The organism is Mycolicibacterium flavescens (assembly GCF_001722335.1).
Classification (GTDB): Bacteria; Actinomycetota; Actinomycetes; order Mycobacteriales; family Mycobacteriaceae; genus Mycobacterium; species Mycobacterium flavescens.
The window spans coordinates 1-14191 of sequence record NZ_MIHA01000040.1; the positions used below are offsets into that span (position 1 = coordinate 1).

The window sequence follows — 14191 nt, forward strand, 5'->3', positions numbered from 1 at the left end:
GTGATCGTCGCGCCGTCGGCCGGCGCCGGTGCCGCAGCGGCGCCGCCGCCCGACACCCCGGTCGCCGCCGGTGTCGAACCGCCCGCGCGGGCCCCGACACCGCAGGCCGAGGGCCTCGCCAACGCTGCCGGACCGGTGTCGTCGTACCGGCTCGGCTACCCCGTCGCCCTGCAGAACGCCGGGATTGCGCAGCTCGTCGCTTTGGCCGCGCCGGGGGTAGCGGGCATGCTGGTACTGACCGGCGCGGGCGGACTGGTCGGTTACCGCCAAGCCAAGGCGGGGCACGCGGTCCACCCCGGCGTCGCGAGGTTCGTCAACTGAGGGAAAGCGCCTGTCCGCGCCGGTAGGACGGCGCATAGTGGACAGGTCGAAAGGGGGCTCATATGCCAGCCAGCCGCCGCGTCACCCGCGCGGTCGGTGCCGTGCTCGATCTGGCACCGCGGCACGGGGAGGTATCGCTGACCCGACTCGTCGAGGCCGTCAGCGAGGACCGGAACCGACCGATCGAACTCAAGATGGCCGATCTGCCGCCCGGTGTGTGCGGGCAATGGCGCCAGTACTCGGACCGCGACGTGTTCGTGATCCAGAAGGGCCTGCCCGCCTGGGACCGGACCCTGGCCCACGAGCTGGGTCACCTGGTCCTCGGCCACGAGGGCATGCCCGTCGTGCAGGCGGCGCTCGACAGCACCGAATTCGCCAGCTCCGACCTGATCGGTTACATGCTCAACCAGCGCACCGGGTGCATGGGTCCCGCCGGTGAGGACGCCGAACAGGAGGCCGAGGACTTCGCGGCGCTGCTGCTCTACCGCCTCGGCCGGCTGCCGTCGGACCGCTCGTCGATCGTGCAGGTCCGGCTCGGAGAGGCGTTTGGTTGATCGTCTGGGTCATCGCCGGTCTGCTCGGACTGGCCACCGGTCTGCGGATCGGGTGGGCCCTGGTGAACAAACAGTCCCTGGTGAGCACCGCGATGATCGTCGCGCTGGGCAGCCTGGGGCTGGTCGCCGCACTGAACTGGCAGCCGTTGACGCTGCTTCTGGACACGCTGCTGGGCTGGCCCAACATCTCGATGGGGCTGTCCCAGGTCGCGCTGGTGGCCTGCGCTGCGGGCAGCTGCGTGATGATCACGACGGTCTCCTCGATCCGCCGGCCCGCGACCATCCGCCGGATCGCGATCGCGCAGTACAGCGTCGCCGCCGTCATCGCGACCGCCAGCCTGGTCATGTTCTTCGCCGCCGGTCAGCAGCCGGAGATGTCGCCCGAGGAGTACCTGCGGCGCACACTCAACAACGGCGGCAACTCGCTGCCGTGGCTGCTGCCACTGCTGTACGTCCTGCTGGCGCTGTCGCTGGTGTCGTGGGCCGGGCTGCGCTACTCCAACCGCAGCCGACGCGGCCGCGCGCTGTTCGTCTTCACCATCGGCATCGTGCTGATCGTGGCGGCGTCGGGGTTCTTCTTCCTGCGGGCGGTCGGTAGATCCGGGCCGGTCGGGGTGGGTGCCGCGGCGACCCTGCTGGGCTGCGCGATGCTCGTGGTGGCCGCCGGGTCGCTGCTGCCGAGCATCGAGGACTGGTTCGGCGCGCGCCGGGAACTGCGGGTCATTCAGCCGCTGCTCGACGAACTCGGCCGCAGGCAACCCGACATCGGGATCGGGGTGCGCCCGCGCGGACCGCTGGTGTTCCGTGTCGCCGAGCGGATGTCGTTGATCTCGGACGCCCTGTTCCTGGAGGCCACCGCCGCCGATCACAAGCGCAGGTTGCGGGTCGACACGGGCGGGTCGGCAAGCGACGAGCTCGACGAGACGGAGCTCGAGTCGCCACCGGTGCCACCGGAGGAGCAGGCGCGGGCGATCGCCGAATGGATCTACGCGGGCACACATGCGGAAACCGCGGAGCAGCGGACCGCGGGGTTCCCGGGCCCGGGATGGCTCCGGCAGCCCGGCAACTACTCCGATCGCGAATGGATTCTGGAGATCGCCGAGCAGTACCGCGAGCTGACCCGCCGCGGTGCCGCGACGGATCAATCAAGCTAGCGGTCGATTCGGCCCGGCTTCGCCGGGTCCGGCGTTGCGGGCCGTATCAGGCTAATCGTCGAGGTGCTCGCGGCGACGCAGTTCGTCGACCTTCTGGGCGATGTCCTGCTGTGCCTCGGCCGACAGGCCGACGGTGCGGGCGGCAATACGCCGAACGCCTTCGTCGCGCATGCTGGCCAGCCAGGTCAGCTCCTTGTCCAGCTTCTCGTAGTACTCGTCGTCGGTGAAGTACGCCGGCTTGATCCGGAAGAAGTTGGCAAGAGCGGCCATCGTCGCGGCCGACGGGTTGGTGCGGTTGCCTGAACGCAGCTGCGACAGGTACGGCGCCGACATCGTGACACCCTCGGCCTTGAGCGCGGCGATTACTTCAGCGGACGTATGGGGCCCGCGTCCGGGCGGGTAGACCGTGTCGAACAGCCGGTTCAATCGGTCGGCGAACGTCGTGCTCATCAGTTTGACCTCCACATGCTTAGACGAGCGGATTATTGGCGGCGTATTTGCTGATCATCGTAGCGAGTGATGGAGCCACAACCAAGTGCAAACCACGTAAAAGTTAACCCACCATTTTGTTCCTCGGGGTTGCAGGTAGCGGCTTGGACGCGCGCAGGGCGCTCCGGCCGGGTCCATCGCGGTGCAGCTGGGCAAATAATAACGCCCGTGTCTAGCGGGTTTTGCCGACGTGACGGACACCGTCGCCACAGTAATCACACGGGAAACTGTCGGCAACGTTGATCTTGTGGATGCAACGTGAATTCAATGTTTGCCAATTACCGGACGGGTAGTCGCGGAATTACGTAACTGAGGAATTCGCCACGGCGGTTGCCGGCGGCCGACTGCCGTCGATGTGGACCGTCTGTAGAGACGATACCGGTTGCGGACAGGTGTCAGGAATGTTGCGACGTCGACGGAGCCTGCGACGTGCCGTCCACCGCCTGCGGGGATGCCGTCGGCTGCGCCCGTGCGGTCCGGAAGCGCAGAATCGCGACCACCAGCGCCGCCGCGCCGACGGCCGCGGTGACCGCCACGGCAACTCCCCGCAGCCCGAACCCGCCGTCGAACAGCAGCCACAGACCGAACTCGAGGAACAGGAAGCTGGCCAGGCCGTGCAGCAGGCCGGCGGGCAACCGGCGGTGCAGCAGCCGGCCCGCCGCGATGGCCACCGCGTCGGCGAGCACCATGCCCACCGTCGCGCCGATCCAGACGCCCGCCCAGTGGTGGTCGCTGGCCAGTGCCACGGTCGCCAGCATGGTCTTGTCGCCGAGTTCGGCCAGCACGAACGACGAGACGATGGCCGGGACGACGAAGCGCGGTTCGGCGATACGCACGTCGCCGTCGTCGTCCGCGCCCTCGCGCCACGTCCACACCGCGAACAGCAGGAACGCGACGGCGGCCGCGAACGCGATCGGGCGTTCGGGCAGGGTCATGCCCAGGAAATGTCCGATGGCCACCGAGAGCCCGTGCACCAACATGGCCGCGATGCCGACCCCGGACAGCACCACCCACCACCGGTGGCGCAACGAGTAGGTCATGGTGATCAGCTGCGACTTGTCACCGAGTTCGGCGACGAACACCACGGCGAGGCTGACCAGGATTGCGGTGAGCATGGGAACGACCTTTCGACGCGTCGCCGACGAGCCGTCGGCTTCGGTCGAAGGTCTCGCCCACCGCGGGTGCGGTTCGCCGGCCGGGCATGCGCGTGAATCCGGTGCGCGATGCCAGTATGTCGACACGACGATTGGGGGCTACTCCCCTTCGCTGACTTCTCCGACCATAGCCGCGATTTCGCGACTACGCCAGCGCGCGCGGAGGTTTCGGGTACCCGAATCCAGTGTTCAGGCGACCGAATCGATTGCTTCGAAAGCCCTTATGCGGCAAGGAGCATCGCGAGCACGGCCGTATCGGGATGGCTGATCGGGTCGACCCCGACCCGACTGACCATCGACGTGACCGTGCCGTCGGCCTCGGCCTCGACCCAGGCGGCCCGGTGTTCGAGACCCAGATGGGGCAGCCCGGGCAGCAGCACGCATCCCGATGCGGCGCCCGAACATTCGGGCAGGCTCGGGGTGGTCTCCGACGGCGGGTGCAACATCAGCAGCGCGGGCGGCTGGTGCTCGGCGAAATAGCCTGGCGGGACCGCGGATTCACCGACCACGGTGCCTTCGGCCACCACGAGGCCGACGGTGTTGGGTTCCGGCTCGTCGGGCAGTTCCTCGCGGGCCCCGAAAATGGTTGTGGTGGAGAGCAGCCCGGGCAGCGACGCGACCCGCACGGCAACCATCAGAAGCTGGGCCCACTCCTTGGTGGAATCCGGCCAGCGCCCCGAGATCACGAAGCCCTTCAGCGCACCCTTCGCGTGGAACGGGGCGATCTCGATCGCCCGCCCGCTGGATTCTCGTTCCATATCGCCTCCGTGCCATCGGTGTTGGGTACCGGCCGAAGCCGGCGATTGCCAGACACGCCTATGGGTCGATTTGCTCAGGATGCGGCAGATCCCGGCTGGCACGCAAGTGGACACGACTGCTAACGCGGGGATTTCGCGCGTGCAGTCCACACGACACGGTAGGAGGTGCCCGCCGAAACCCAGCCGAACTCATGGGAGTCGGCGCACCCCGGAGCGCGCGGATTGTCCGAGCGGGCTTCAAATATCGCACGCCGGCCCGTGCCCCGCACTTCGCCGACACGCTTGACGAGCCACCGGGTCGACAACCGCGGATCCGGAAACACGCGCAGCTGCCCGCTCCGAATGCCGCCGCCGCGCAGCGCCACCAGTCCGTCGCCCGGTGAAAGGGTCGGCAGCATCGATTCGTCGACGACCCGGAACAGTCGCAGCAGCCGGCCTCGCGGGGTCTGGTTGCGGCGCACACTCAAAGGGTAAGTTAGGGCACATGCTGCATCGACTGTTCACCAACGCGACCCCCGCCCACGCCCACTGCGATCTGTTCTGCGGTGTCTACGACCCCGCCCAGGCCAAGATCGAGGCGCTGTCCTGCCTCAAGACGATCCAGAAGTACCACGACTCCGACGATGAGCATTTCAAGACCCGCGCCATCATCATCAAGGAGCGTCAGGCCGGCGAGGTCAAGCATCACCTGACCGTGCTGTGGGCCGACTTCTTCACCCCCGAGCACTTCGAGCAGTTCCCGAACCTGCACCAGCTGTTCTGGGAGGGCGTCAAGGGTGCCGGCGATGTCAAGAAGTCGCTCGACCCCGCGGTGGCCGAGAAGCTGCTCGAGACCATCGACAAGATCGCCGACATCTTCTGGCAGACCGACAAGGGCAAGCAGATGGGCGTGTACCCGCCTGCCTGATCCCCTCAACGCGAAGAGCCGCCGAGTCCACGGACCGGCGGCTCTTTTGTATGGAGAAACTCAGAACAACACGATGACGGCCAGGATGCCCAGCAGAACCAGCGCGATCACCCCGGCCCGAAGACACGCCATCAGCTGCGAACGGGTGTAGGCGGGCGCCACCGAGTGCCACTCACTGGGCGGAACGGTCGAACCCGAACCCGTCGATGACGTCATACACCCCTCCTGAGCTGCAGTTATGCCGATCTGATGCCAGTGAGTTCGATCACAGCGGCAACCTGTGACGCCGATCATAACCCTTGCTGTGCCACCACCGAAATCGGCTGTCCGCCGTCATGGCCGCCAAGCGAAACGGTGTGACCCACGGCACGTTGCCGGTTAGCACGGCTAGAGATTTCGCTCTGAGCGAGCGCGCCCTGTTGACAGGAGGGCCGTCGCGGATGCGCCTTATCCACAGCGGGCTTCGAGGAAAGCGCCAGACTCTGCGGTTCACGGTCAGCGGAAGCCGGCGGGCCTGTGGATGAACCTGTGGAAACTGTGGATAGATTGTCATTGCTGTCGATTAACGCGGCGTCGCGACGTGTCAGCATGAGACCCATGGATCAAGGTGCTGTGAGGCAAGCCGATATCGCCGACGTTCCGACGTCCTTCGACGCGTCGGTGGTTCTGCTCGACGTCCGTGAGCACGACGAGTGGGAGCGCGGGCACGCGCCGGGCGCGCGGCACATCCCGATGGGCGAGGTGCCGGCGCGGTTGACCGAGCTCGACCCCGACGCCCAGCTCTTCGTGATCTGCCATCTCGGCGGCCGCTCCCAGCGGGTCGCCCAGTACCTGGCCGCGCAGGGATACGCGCCGATCAACGTCAGTGGCGGGATGGAGGCGTGGGCGCAGGCCGGACGTCCGGTGGTCACCGACGGCGGTGGCGCGGGCATCGTCTGACAACCGTCTGAGCGGCCGTCGCTACGCTGGTCGACATGAGTTCGCGGTCACGACGGGCGCGCGCGGGGGCAGCGGGATGATCCAGGTGTGCTCCCAGTGCGGGACGCGCTGGAACGTGCGCGACCGACGGCGGGTCTGGTGCCCGCGCTGCAACGGCAGCCTGCTGCCGCCGTCGGCGCCCGCGCCCGAGGCGCAGTGGAGTGCGCGGCCGTCGGCGCCCGCCGCCGCGCCCGGCGCACCGGCGCGCCCGTCCGCCAGCCTGCCGCCCGGCTACCGCTGGATCGCGGTGCGCCCCGGCGCGCCTCCGCCTCCGCGGCGCACACGCCGTCACCTCGGCCCCACCCCGCGCTACACCGTGATTCCCCGCTGGGGACTCGTCGACCAGGTGGCGCCCGCCGACGCGGAGGCGACCGAGCAGACCCGCAGCGGCCCGTCGCGCACGATGGTGCGCAACGTGCTGCTGGTGACCATGTTGGCGTTCGGCGCCGCCGCGCTGATCCACCTGGTGCGCTACGTGCTGCTGATCGTCAACCGGTCGGTGCTGCTGCACCCCTGGATCGCGGCCGGCGCCACCTGGCTGGGGGTGGCGCTCAGCGTCGTCGCGGTGTTCACGCTGGTGGCCAGCCTGATGGTGCTGGCCAATTGGCTGGTCGCCCGTCGCGCCGCGGCGTACGCCCACCGCGGTGGCACCGACCCGCGCCCGGCGTGGCTGCTGCAGGCCGGATGTCTGGTGCCGTTCGTCAACCTGCTGTGGGCGCCGGTGTTCGCGATCGAACTGGCCGGCGTGGAGGAGCGGCTGAGCCATCTGCGACGCCCGATCGCGGCCTGGTGGGTGGTGTGGCTGATCAGCTACGCGCTGTCGATCTGGTCGATCGCGACCAGCTTCACCACCGACGCGCAGGGCATCGCCGACAACACGGTGACGACGATCGTGGCCTATCTCGCGGCGCTGGCGGCGCTGCTGCTGGCCGCGAAGGTGGTCGACGGCTTCGAACGTCAGCCCGTCGAACGGCCGAGTAAGCGTTGGGTGATGGTGCCCGACGATCGGCAGCAGGACGACGAGCCGGCCGACGCGCCGGCCGACGCGCCGAAGCGCCCGGATGACGCCCCGGTTGAGTCCGAAGGCCAGAACCCGGCAGCATAGGCCGTATGACACCGGGCGACGCCGAGGCCGACGAGGCCGGGGCTTCAGGGGATTCTGAACCCGCGCTCGGCGGCCACCCGTTCGTCGTCGCCCATCGCGGCGCCTCGGCGGACCGGCCCGAGCACACCCGGGCGGCCTACGAACTGGCGCTGCGGGAAGGCGCCGACGCCGTCGAGTGCGACGTACGGCTGACCCGTGACGGTCACCTGGTCTGCGTGCACGACCGCCGGGTGGACCGGACTTCCGACGGCTCCGGCATCGTCAGCGACATGACCCTGGCCGAGCTGCGCGAGCTCGACTTCGGGGGATGGCACCCCAGCCGCAATGACGCTGCGACACAAGGTGATACGAGCCTGCTGACCCTCGACGAGCTGGTCTCGCTGGTGCTTGACTGGCACCGGCCGGTCAAGCTGTTCATCGAGACCAAACACCCGGTGCGCTACGGCGCGCTGGTCGAGAGCAAGGTGCTCGCGCTGCTGCACCGCTACGGCATCGCCGCGCCCGCGTCGGCCGATCTGTCCCGCGCGGTGGTGATGTCGTTCTCGGCGGCCGCGGTGTGGCGGATCCGGCGCGCAGCACCGATGTTGCCGACGGTGTTGCTCGGTGAGACGTCGCGGTACCTGGGCGGCAGCGCGGCCACCACCGTCGGCGCCACCGCGGTCGGCCCGTCGATCGCGACGCTGCGCGAGCACCCCGAGTTGGTGGACCGCGCCGCCGCTCAGGGCCGCGCGCTGTACTGCTGGACCGTCGACCATTTCGAGGATGTGCAGTACTGCCGCGACGTCGGCGTCGCGTGGGTGGCCACCAACCATCCCGGCCGCACCAAGCAGTGGTTGCAGAACGGTCTGGCCGGCGCCGGCCGGGACTGACCCGTTACAGCTGGCCGCCGGCCACCTTCGGGGCGCCCGCGTCCTTGTCGGGGCTGCCGAGTTCGCGGGCCACGAAGTCCTCGAGGTGGAACAGGTTCGCGCCCGCCCGGTCGGCGATGCGCACCAGCGTCGTCATCTTGGCGACCTCCTCGACCTGTTCGCCGAGGAACCACTGCATGAACTGCTCGCCGAGGTAGTCGCCTTCGTCGCGGGCCACGCCGGCCAACCGGCTGATCTGCTCGGTCACGGTGCGTTCCTGGTCGAGCGCGAGGGCCAGCGCGTCACGCGGGGTGCCGAACGAGTTGCGCACCGAGCAGACGCCGGGGATCTCGACCTCGACGTCGCGGTCGATCAGGTACTGCACCAGCATCATGGCGTGGTTGCGCTCCTCGACGGACTGCCGGTAGAAGTGCTTGGCCAGCTGCGGCAGATCCGCTCCGTCGAAGTAAACCGCGATCGCAAGATATTGCTGTGCGGCCTCGAATTCGTTGCGGATCTGCTCTTGCAGCAGGGCGAGGAATTTGGTGTCGGTCGCTTCAGCTGTAGTCATGTCCGCCACGATATCCCAGGTCAAACGGGGTTGTCAGCGAAGGTCGACCTAAGACAGGTCAGCTTAACCTAACTAAGTAGAACCTTTGTGACGGCGCTTACAAAGCGTCTGTAGGAGTTTGCTAGAGCCATTTCATGGTTGCGCGTCGAGCACGGCCTGCGGGACCGCCGAGTCGGTGCGCAGCGCCTGAAACAACTGCTCGGCCAGGGTGCCGTCCCACAGCACCACCGAGCCCGAGCCGCCGCTGGTGTACTCGCCGATCGGCACGGTGGCGGTCACGACGTCGCCGTGCATCGCCCACGCCAGCCGGGCCAGGTCCCAGACGTGGTCGTCCTGGTCGACGGTGACCGTGCGGGTGGCGGCCGACGCCATCGGATACCAGCGCAGCGGGTTGAGCAGCACCACCGGGCTGGTGGCGCGGTGCAGCATCGCGGCCATGAACTCCTGCTGGTGACGCATGCGGTCCAGGTCGGCGCGCGGGGTGGCCCGGGTGCGGACGAACCCCAGCGCGTTGCGGCCGTCGAGCTTCTGGCATCCGGCGGGCAGGTCGATGCCGGCCAGCGGATCGCTGATCGGTTCGGCCGGACACATGGTGACACCGCCGACCGCGTCGACCATGGTGGCGAACCCGCCGAACCCGATCTCGGCATAGTGGTCGACCCGCAGCCCGGTCGCCTGCTCGACGGTCTGCACCAGCAGCGGCGCGCCGCCCAGCGCGAACGCCGCGTTGATCTTGTCGCTGCCGTAGCCGGGGATCGACACGTAGGAGTCGCGCGGCAGCGAGATCATCGACGTCGCGGTGCCCGACCCCAGGCCGGGGATGTGCACCAGCAGGATCGTGTCGGTACGGCCGTTGCCGAGATCGCCGCCCGTCGTCAGCTGCGACTGCTGATCGGCGCTCAGGTCGGCGCGGCTGTCCGAACCCACCAGCAGCCAGGTGGTGCCCGCCCCGCCGGCGGGACGCTCCGGGTAGTCGGCCAGCGCGGGGATGCGCTGCAGCGACGTGTCGATCCACACCGCACCGGCCACGACCGCGACGATCGACACCAGGGCCAGTGCGACGAGCCAGCGGCCCCAATGCCGTTTGCGGCGTGCGGGTTTCGGTTTGGGCGGCGCGGCGGGCCGGGGCGCCGGGGGACGGACCGGTGGTTTGGGTGGTGCCGAACCGGCCGGGCGCGGCGGGCGCCCGCTCGGCGCGGGCTGCCGCGGTGGTCGACGCGGCGGAGGCGGTGGCGGCGGTGGGGGAGCGGCGGGTGTCGGCGGGTTGGGCGGCCACGACGGCGGTGGCCGGTAGCCGGGGTCGCGGCGGATCACCTGCGACGGTTCGCGGCGCGCCCGCGGGTCGCGTCCAGGTGGCTGCCCGCGGTCGTTCACATACAGAAATCTACGTGGCCCGCCGGGCAGTTCACTGCAACCAGCCCAGGTGGCCGGCGGCCAGGGCATAGCCGACGAACGCGACCGCGTCGATCACCGCGTGCGCGACGATCAGGGGCCAGAGCCGGCCGGTGCGCAGATAGACGTAGCCGAACACCACCCCCATCGCGAGGTTGCCCAGGCCGGCGCCGAAGCCCTGGTACAGGTGGTACAGGCCGCGCAGCACGCTGGAGGCGACAACCGCCACGGCCGGGCTCACGCCGAGTTGGCGCAACCGGGTCAGCAGGAATCCGACGACGATGATCTCCTCGGCCCAGCCGTTGGCGAACGCGGTCAGCAGCAGCACCGGGATCCGCCACCACGTGTCGTAGAGCTCGGCGGGTTCGACGTCGGCGTTCATCCCCAGAATGCGGGCCACCTGGTACAGCGCCAGCCCGGGCAGCCCGATCAGTGCCGCCAGGCCCAGCCCGCCGAGCAGGTCCGGACGCCACCGCGGCCGGCCCAGCCCGATCGAGGACAGGCGAAACCCGCTGCGCCACAACAGGTACAGCCCGAGGGCGCCCCACGCCAGCAGCTGGAACACCCACGCCAGGTTGAGGCCGAGATCGATCAGGTCGAACGGGGAACGGCGCGGGTTGAGCGCGACCACCTGACCGGCGAGCCCGAGCAGAACCGCTTCGATCAGGTTGAGCAGCGCGCTGTAGGCCGACAGCCCGAACGTCACCGCCAGCACGACGACGATCTCGATGCGGATCGCGCGCGGGTTGTCGCGCTCCTCGGTGCCGCCGGTCACCGCAGCTACGGTAGCGGCGTCAGAGTTTGCGTGCGCGCAGCCCGTTGAGGAACGGGCAGCCCATCAGCACCCGGATCGCCTGGCTGAGCCCGGTGACGTCGTCGACCGGCTTACCGAACGGCAACCGCACGTCGTGGTCGCCGTCGTCGGTCTCCACCCGCAACTGCACGCCGTACCGGTCCAGGCCCAGCGGGCGCACCCGCCCGCGCCGCAGCGACATCGGCAACCGGCTGGCCAGCCGCTCGACCACCTCGCGGTGCGCGGACTCCAAGTGCTGCAACCAGCCCGACTCCATCGCGCAGAAAGGGTCCGGGCGCGCACCCAGCAGCGTGCTCACCCCGACCGACTCCGCGCCGGTCGAGTCGGCGGCCACCACGGAGTCGATCTCCAGCCGCAGCAGCACGAATCCGCCGCCTTCGTCGGTGTTGGCCGAATTGACCTGCAGCAGCGCGGGGTTGGGGTCCTCGGAGGCGACCAGGTCCAGCAGCGCCGGCACCTCGCGCGCGGGCACGTCATGCAGCGTGCCGCGGATCCAGACCAGTGACCGCACCGGTTCGCGCAGCGGCAGCGGCGCGTAGTCGGTCATCTCGAGCACCGCCTGCACCCCCGCGGCGCCGGCGCTGACCACCTTCGCCGCCACCGCGCTTCCCGCCGGGACGGTGATCGCGAACGACCCGTCGTCGAGAAGATGGTGCACGGGAGACTCGGTGGGCTCGGTGCCCTCGGCCGCGAGCATCGCGCCGCCGGCCTTGGCGCACGCGCTGCGGATCCGCTCGGCCGTGGTCGGTGCCGTGAGCGCTGCTGTCATGCCGCCTCCTTCGAGATAAGGTGAGCCTAACTTAACTACGGTGCGGCGGTCCCGCAAGGGCTTCGCTCCAGCGGAACGGCATTACCACGGCGAGCGGATAGGGTTGAGCCGTGCCGAGCATCGCCTACCTGGGACCCGAGGGGACATTCACCGAGGCGGCGCTGCGCAAGATGTCCGCGGCCGGGATGATGCCCGGCGGGTCCGGCGAGACCGGTGTCGAGGCGCTCCCGTTCGACAGCACGGTGGCCGCCATCGCCGCAGTGCGCACCGGCGCCGCCGACTACGCCTGCGTGCCGATCGAGAACTCCATCGAGGGCTCGGTGCTGCCGACGCTCGACAGCCTGGCCAGCGGGTCGCCGCTGCAGATCTTCGCGGAACTGACCCTGGACGTCTCGTTCACGATCGTGGTGCGCGACGGTCTGCGCGCCGCCGACGTCACCACGGTCGCGGCGTTCCCCGTGGCCGCCGCACAGGTCCGCAACTGGCTGGGCGTGCACCTGCCGACGGCGCGGGTGGTGCCCGCCAACTCCAACGCCGCCGCGGCCGACGACGTCGCCGAAGGCCGCGCGGACGCCGGGGTCAGCACCGCGCTGGCCGCCCAGCGCCACGGGCTGGCGACGCTGGCCGCCGACATCGTCGACGAACCGAACGCGCGCACCCGCTTCGTCCTGGTGGGCCCGCCCGCCCCGCCGCCGCAGCGCACCGGTGCCGACCGCACCTCGGTGGTGCTGCGGCTGGCCAACGTCCCGGGTGCCCTGGTATCGGCGATGACCGAGTTCTCGATTCGCGACATCGATCTCACCCGGATCGAGTCCCGGCCCACCCGAACCGAATTGGGCACCTACATGTTCTTCCTCGACTGTGTGGGGCACATCGACGACGATGCGGTCGCCGAGGCACTCAAAGCGCTGCACCGACGTTGTTCAGATGTGAGATTCCTGGGTTCCTGGCCGACCGGAGCGGCCGCGGGTGCGGTGCCGCCCGCCCTCGACGAAGCGTCCGGCTGGTTGGCGCGTCTGCGTGAGGGCAAGCCGTGAGTGGGCGGCTGGTGTTGGTGCGGCACGGGCAGTCGCTCGCGAACGTCGAGCGGCGCCTGGACACCCGCCCACCCGGCGCCGACCTGACCGACCTCGGCCGCGGCCAGGCCCGCAAGTTCGCGACCGGCCTGCCGCAGCCGCCTGCGCTGCTGGCCCATTCGATCGCGCACCGGGCCCGCCAGACCGCCGAGGAAGTCGCCGGCGCGCTGCGGCTGCAGCCGCTGCAGGTCGACGGCATCCACGAAGTTCAGGTCGGGGACCTGGAGAACCGCAACGACGACGACGCCATCGCCGAGTTCGAGTCGATCTACCAGCGCTGGCACGAGGGCGACCTCGACACGGCGATGCCCAACGGCGAGACCGGCGCCGAGGTGCTCGACCGCTACGTGCCGACCATCACCGAACTGCGGATGCGCCATCTCGACGACGACTCCTGGCACGGCGACATCGTCGTGGTCAGCCACGGCGCGGCGATCCGGCTGGTGTCCTCGGTGCTCGCCGGCGTGGAGACCAGCTTCGCGCTCGAACATCACCTCGCCAACGCCGAGGCCGTGGTGCTCGCGCCGATCACCGACGGCCGCTGGAGCTGCGTGCAGTGGGGGTCGCTGACGCCGCCGTTCTACCCCGAACCCGATGTGCGCCCGGTCGAGGAGGCGCTGCGCTCAGCCGACCCGATGGGCTGACACCGTCACACTGCACCGGCAGCCGACCGCGTCACAGTCGATGACGAAGGTGTGCACGATTTCCGGTGTCACACAATCCGGTTCCGTGCACTCGGGTCGACGCACCGCGTGATGGATGACGGTGCCGTGGCAGTGCTCCAGGCCCGCCACACAGTCTCGGCACTCGGTCATGACACCTTGATAACACCACCGGCCGACAACTGACGGTTGCCGCGCGGGTTCAGCCCCAGCCGAGTTCGTGCAACCGGTCGTCGTCGATGCCGAAATGGTGGGCGATCTCATGGATCACCGTGATCGCCACCTCTTCGACGACCTGTTCCTCGCTGTCGCAGACGTCCAGCAGCGCCTCGCGGTAGATGGTGATCGTGTCGGGCAGCGACCCGGCGTACCAGGAGTCGCGTTCGGTCAGCGCGACGCCCTCGTAGAGGCCCAACAGGTCCGGCTCCTCGTCGTTGCGCGCCTCCACCAGGACCACGACATTGTCGAGCGCGCGGGCGAGTTTGAGCGGGATGAGATCGAGCGCTTCGGAGACCAGATCTTCGAACCGTTGCGGCTCCATCCGCACGGACACGGGACTACGGTCCCGGCGGCGCGGGCGGCGGCGGGGCGCCCGGCGGCGGCAGCACCGGAGCGGGCGGCGGCGGCGCGGGTGCGGGC

19 protein-coding genes and 1 pseudogene are annotated in these 14191 nt (G+C 69.5%); 9 read left to right on the top strand and 11 right to left on the bottom strand.

All coding sequences use genetic code 11. The features are described from left to right. The 3 genes and pseudogenes from BHQ18_RS30235 to BHQ18_RS28245 all read left to right on the top strand — a co-directional run. Nucleotides 1–321 (top strand): annotated as a pseudogene (locus BHQ18_RS30235) (hypothetical protein); the annotation flags it as partial. Nucleotides 322–383: 62 nt separating this feature from the next. Next, on the top strand, nt 384–875 hold the full coding sequence (locus tag BHQ18_RS28240; protein WP_069416949.1) for an ImmA/IrrE family metallo-endopeptidase: 492 nt from the start codon (nt 384–386) through the stop codon (nt 873–875). Further along, a complete protein-coding gene (locus BHQ18_RS28245) occupies nt 872–2029 on the top strand; it encodes a hypothetical protein (RefSeq protein ID WP_069416950.1) in 1158 nt (385 codons plus the stop codon). The genes BHQ18_RS28240 and BHQ18_RS28245 overlap by 4 nt, the downstream gene beginning before the upstream one ends. Before the next feature lie 51 nt (nt 2030–2080). Here the strand turns inward: BHQ18_RS28245 and BHQ18_RS28250 are convergent, their stop codons facing one another. The 4 genes from BHQ18_RS28250 to BHQ18_RS28265 all read right to left on the bottom strand — a co-directional run bounded on the left by BHQ18_RS28250 (nt 2081) and on the right by BHQ18_RS28265 (nt 4828). Then, entirely contained in the window at nt 2081–2479 is a 399-nt protein-coding gene (locus BHQ18_RS28250) for a helix-turn-helix domain-containing protein (RefSeq protein WP_069416962.1), read from the bottom strand. Nucleotides 2480–2913: 434 nt separating this feature from the next. Continuing rightward, on the bottom strand, nt 2914–3633 hold the full coding sequence (locus BHQ18_RS28255; protein ID WP_069416951.1) for a TMEM165/GDT1 family protein: 720 nt from the start codon (nt 3631–3633) through the stop codon (nt 2914–2916). A 260-nt stretch (nt 3634–3893) separates the two neighbouring features. Then, nucleotides 3894–4430: a peptidase gene (locus tag BHQ18_RS28260; protein WP_069416952.1), complete on the bottom strand. Its 537-nt coding sequence runs from the start codon at nt 4428–4430 to the stop codon at nt 3894–3896. A gap of 119 nt (nt 4431–4549) precedes the next feature. Beyond that, nucleotides 4550–4828, bottom strand: a complete 279-nt coding sequence (locus tag BHQ18_RS28265; RefSeq protein ID WP_234794360.1) for a S26 family signal peptidase — start codon at nt 4826–4828, stop codon at nt 4550–4552. A gap of 86 nt (nt 4829–4914) precedes the next feature. On the opposite strand from BHQ18_RS28265, the gene sodN reads away from it, so the two are divergent. Further along, nucleotides 4915–5337: a superoxide dismutase, Ni gene (gene sodN / locus BHQ18_RS28270; protein ID WP_069416953.1), complete on the top strand. Its 423-nt coding sequence runs from the start codon at nt 4915–4917 to the stop codon at nt 5335–5337. Nucleotides 5338–5397: 60 nt separating this feature from the next. Here the strand turns inward: sodN and BHQ18_RS30240 are convergent, their stop codons facing one another. Next, nucleotides 5398–5553, bottom strand: coding sequence for a hypothetical protein (locus BHQ18_RS30240; protein ID WP_165614607.1), 156 nt, complete (start codon nt 5551–5553; stop codon nt 5398–5400). A 381-nt stretch (nt 5554–5934) separates the two neighbouring features. On the opposite strand from BHQ18_RS30240, the gene BHQ18_RS28275 reads away from it, so the two are divergent. The 3 genes from BHQ18_RS28275 (at nt 5935) to BHQ18_RS28285 (ending at nt 8289) form a co-directional block, all read left to right on the top strand. Then, nucleotides 5935–6276 (top strand): rhodanese-like domain-containing protein, encoded by a 342-nt coding sequence (locus BHQ18_RS28275; RefSeq protein ID WP_069416954.1) that lies wholly within the window; start codon nt 5935–5937, stop codon nt 6274–6276. Between the two features lie 76 nt (nt 6277–6352). Next, nucleotides 6353–7420, top strand: coding sequence for a DUF4328 domain-containing protein (locus BHQ18_RS28280; RefSeq protein ID WP_069416955.1), 1068 nt, complete (start codon nt 6353–6355; stop codon nt 7418–7420). 5 nt (nt 7421–7425) lie between these two features. After that, nucleotides 7426–8289 carry a glycerophosphodiester phosphodiesterase gene (locus BHQ18_RS28285; protein WP_069416956.1) on the top strand — a complete coding sequence of 288 codons (864 nt, stop codon included), beginning with the start codon at nt 7426–7428 and terminating at the stop codon, nt 8287–8289. 4 nt (nt 8290–8293) lie between these two features. Here the strand turns inward: BHQ18_RS28285 and BHQ18_RS28290 are convergent, their stop codons facing one another. The 4 genes from BHQ18_RS28290 to BHQ18_RS28305 form a co-directional block, all read right to left on the bottom strand. Then, complete coding sequence (locus BHQ18_RS28290; protein ID WP_069416964.1) at nt 8294–8839, bottom strand: ferritin; 546 nt, start codon at nt 8837–8839, stop codon at nt 8294–8296. 132 nt (nt 8840–8971) lie between these two features. After that, nucleotides 8972–10150 carry an LCP family protein gene (locus BHQ18_RS28295; RefSeq protein WP_372516670.1) on the bottom strand — a complete coding sequence of 393 codons (1179 nt, stop codon included), beginning with the start codon at nt 10148–10150 and terminating at the stop codon, nt 8972–8974. A gap of 94 nt (nt 10151–10244) precedes the next feature. Further along, nucleotides 10245–11006 (bottom strand): CPBP family intramembrane glutamic endopeptidase, encoded by a 762-nt coding sequence (locus BHQ18_RS28300; protein WP_069416957.1) that lies wholly within the window; start codon nt 11004–11006, stop codon nt 10245–10247. A gap of 19 nt (nt 11007–11025) precedes the next feature. Further along, nucleotides 11026–11814, bottom strand: coding sequence for a DUF2470 domain-containing protein (locus BHQ18_RS28305; protein WP_069416958.1), 789 nt, complete (start codon nt 11812–11814; stop codon nt 11026–11028). Nucleotides 11815–11924: 110 nt separating this feature from the next. On the opposite strand from BHQ18_RS28305, the gene pheA reads away from it, so the two are divergent. After that, nucleotides 11925–12851, top strand: coding sequence for a prephenate dehydratase (gene pheA / locus BHQ18_RS28310; RefSeq protein WP_069416959.1), 927 nt, complete (start codon nt 11925–11927; stop codon nt 12849–12851). Then, nucleotides 12848–13534 (top strand): histidine phosphatase family protein, encoded by a 687-nt coding sequence (locus BHQ18_RS28315; protein WP_069416960.1) that lies wholly within the window; start codon nt 12848–12850, stop codon nt 13532–13534. The genes pheA and BHQ18_RS28315 overlap by 4 nt, the downstream gene beginning before the upstream one ends. Here BHQ18_RS28315 and BHQ18_RS30700 read toward each other — a convergent pair. Next, the gene (locus BHQ18_RS30700; protein WP_084294466.1) at nt 13514–13705 is read right to left on the bottom strand and encodes a hypothetical protein; all 192 of its coding nucleotides are present in this window, start codon (nt 13703–13705) and stop codon (nt 13514–13516) included. The genes BHQ18_RS28315 and BHQ18_RS30700 overlap by 21 nt on opposite strands. A gap of 49 nt (nt 13706–13754) precedes the next feature. Next, nucleotides 13755–14105, bottom strand: coding sequence for a metallopeptidase family protein (locus BHQ18_RS28320; protein WP_069416961.1), 351 nt, complete (start codon nt 14103–14105; stop codon nt 13755–13757). Between the last annotated feature and the right edge of the window lie 86 nt (nt 14106–14191).

Excerpts from the sequence above, each read along its gene's own strand:
- BHQ18_RS28240 (WP_069416949.1), top strand. The coding sequence starts at position 384 with ATGCCAGCCAGCCGCCGCGTCACCCGCGCGGTCGGTGCCGTGCTCGAT.
- BHQ18_RS28250 (WP_069416962.1), bottom strand. The coding sequence starts at position 2,479 with ATGAGCACGACGTTCGCCGACCGATTGAACCGGCTGTTCGACACGGTC.
- BHQ18_RS28255 (WP_069416951.1), bottom strand. The coding sequence starts at position 3,633 with ATGCTCACCGCAATCCTGGTCAGCCTCGCCGTGGTGTTCGTCGCCGAA.
- BHQ18_RS28260 (WP_069416952.1), bottom strand. The coding sequence starts at position 4,430 with ATGGAACGAGAATCCAGCGGGCGGGCGATCGAGATCGCCCCGTTCCAC.
- BHQ18_RS28265 (WP_234794360.1), bottom strand. The coding sequence starts at position 4,828 with ATGCTGCCGACCCTTTCACCGGGCGACGGACTGGTGGCGCTGCGCGGC.
- sodN (WP_069416953.1), top strand. The coding sequence starts at position 4,915 with ATGCTGCATCGACTGTTCACCAACGCGACCCCCGCCCACGCCCACTGC.
- BHQ18_RS30240 (WP_165614607.1), bottom strand. The coding sequence starts at position 5,553 with ATGACGTCATCGACGGGTTCGGGTTCGACCGTTCCGCCCAGTGAGTGG.
- BHQ18_RS28275 (WP_069416954.1), top strand. The coding sequence starts at position 5,935 with ATGGATCAAGGTGCTGTGAGGCAAGCCGATATCGCCGACGTTCCGACG.
- BHQ18_RS28280 (WP_069416955.1), top strand. The coding sequence starts at position 6,353 with ATGATCCAGGTGTGCTCCCAGTGCGGGACGCGCTGGAACGTGCGCGAC.
- BHQ18_RS28285 (WP_069416956.1), top strand. The coding sequence starts at position 7,426 with ATGACACCGGGCGACGCCGAGGCCGACGAGGCCGGGGCTTCAGGGGAT.
- BHQ18_RS28290 (WP_069416964.1), bottom strand. The coding sequence starts at position 8,839 with ATGACTACAGCTGAAGCGACCGACACCAAATTCCTCGCCCTGCTGCAA.
- BHQ18_RS28305 (WP_069416958.1), bottom strand. The coding sequence starts at position 11,814 with ATGACAGCAGCGCTCACGGCACCGACCACGGCCGAGCGGATCCGCAGC.
- BHQ18_RS30700 (WP_084294466.1), bottom strand. The coding sequence starts at position 13,705 with ATGACCGAGTGCCGAGACTGTGTGGCGGGCCTGGAGCACTGCCACGGC.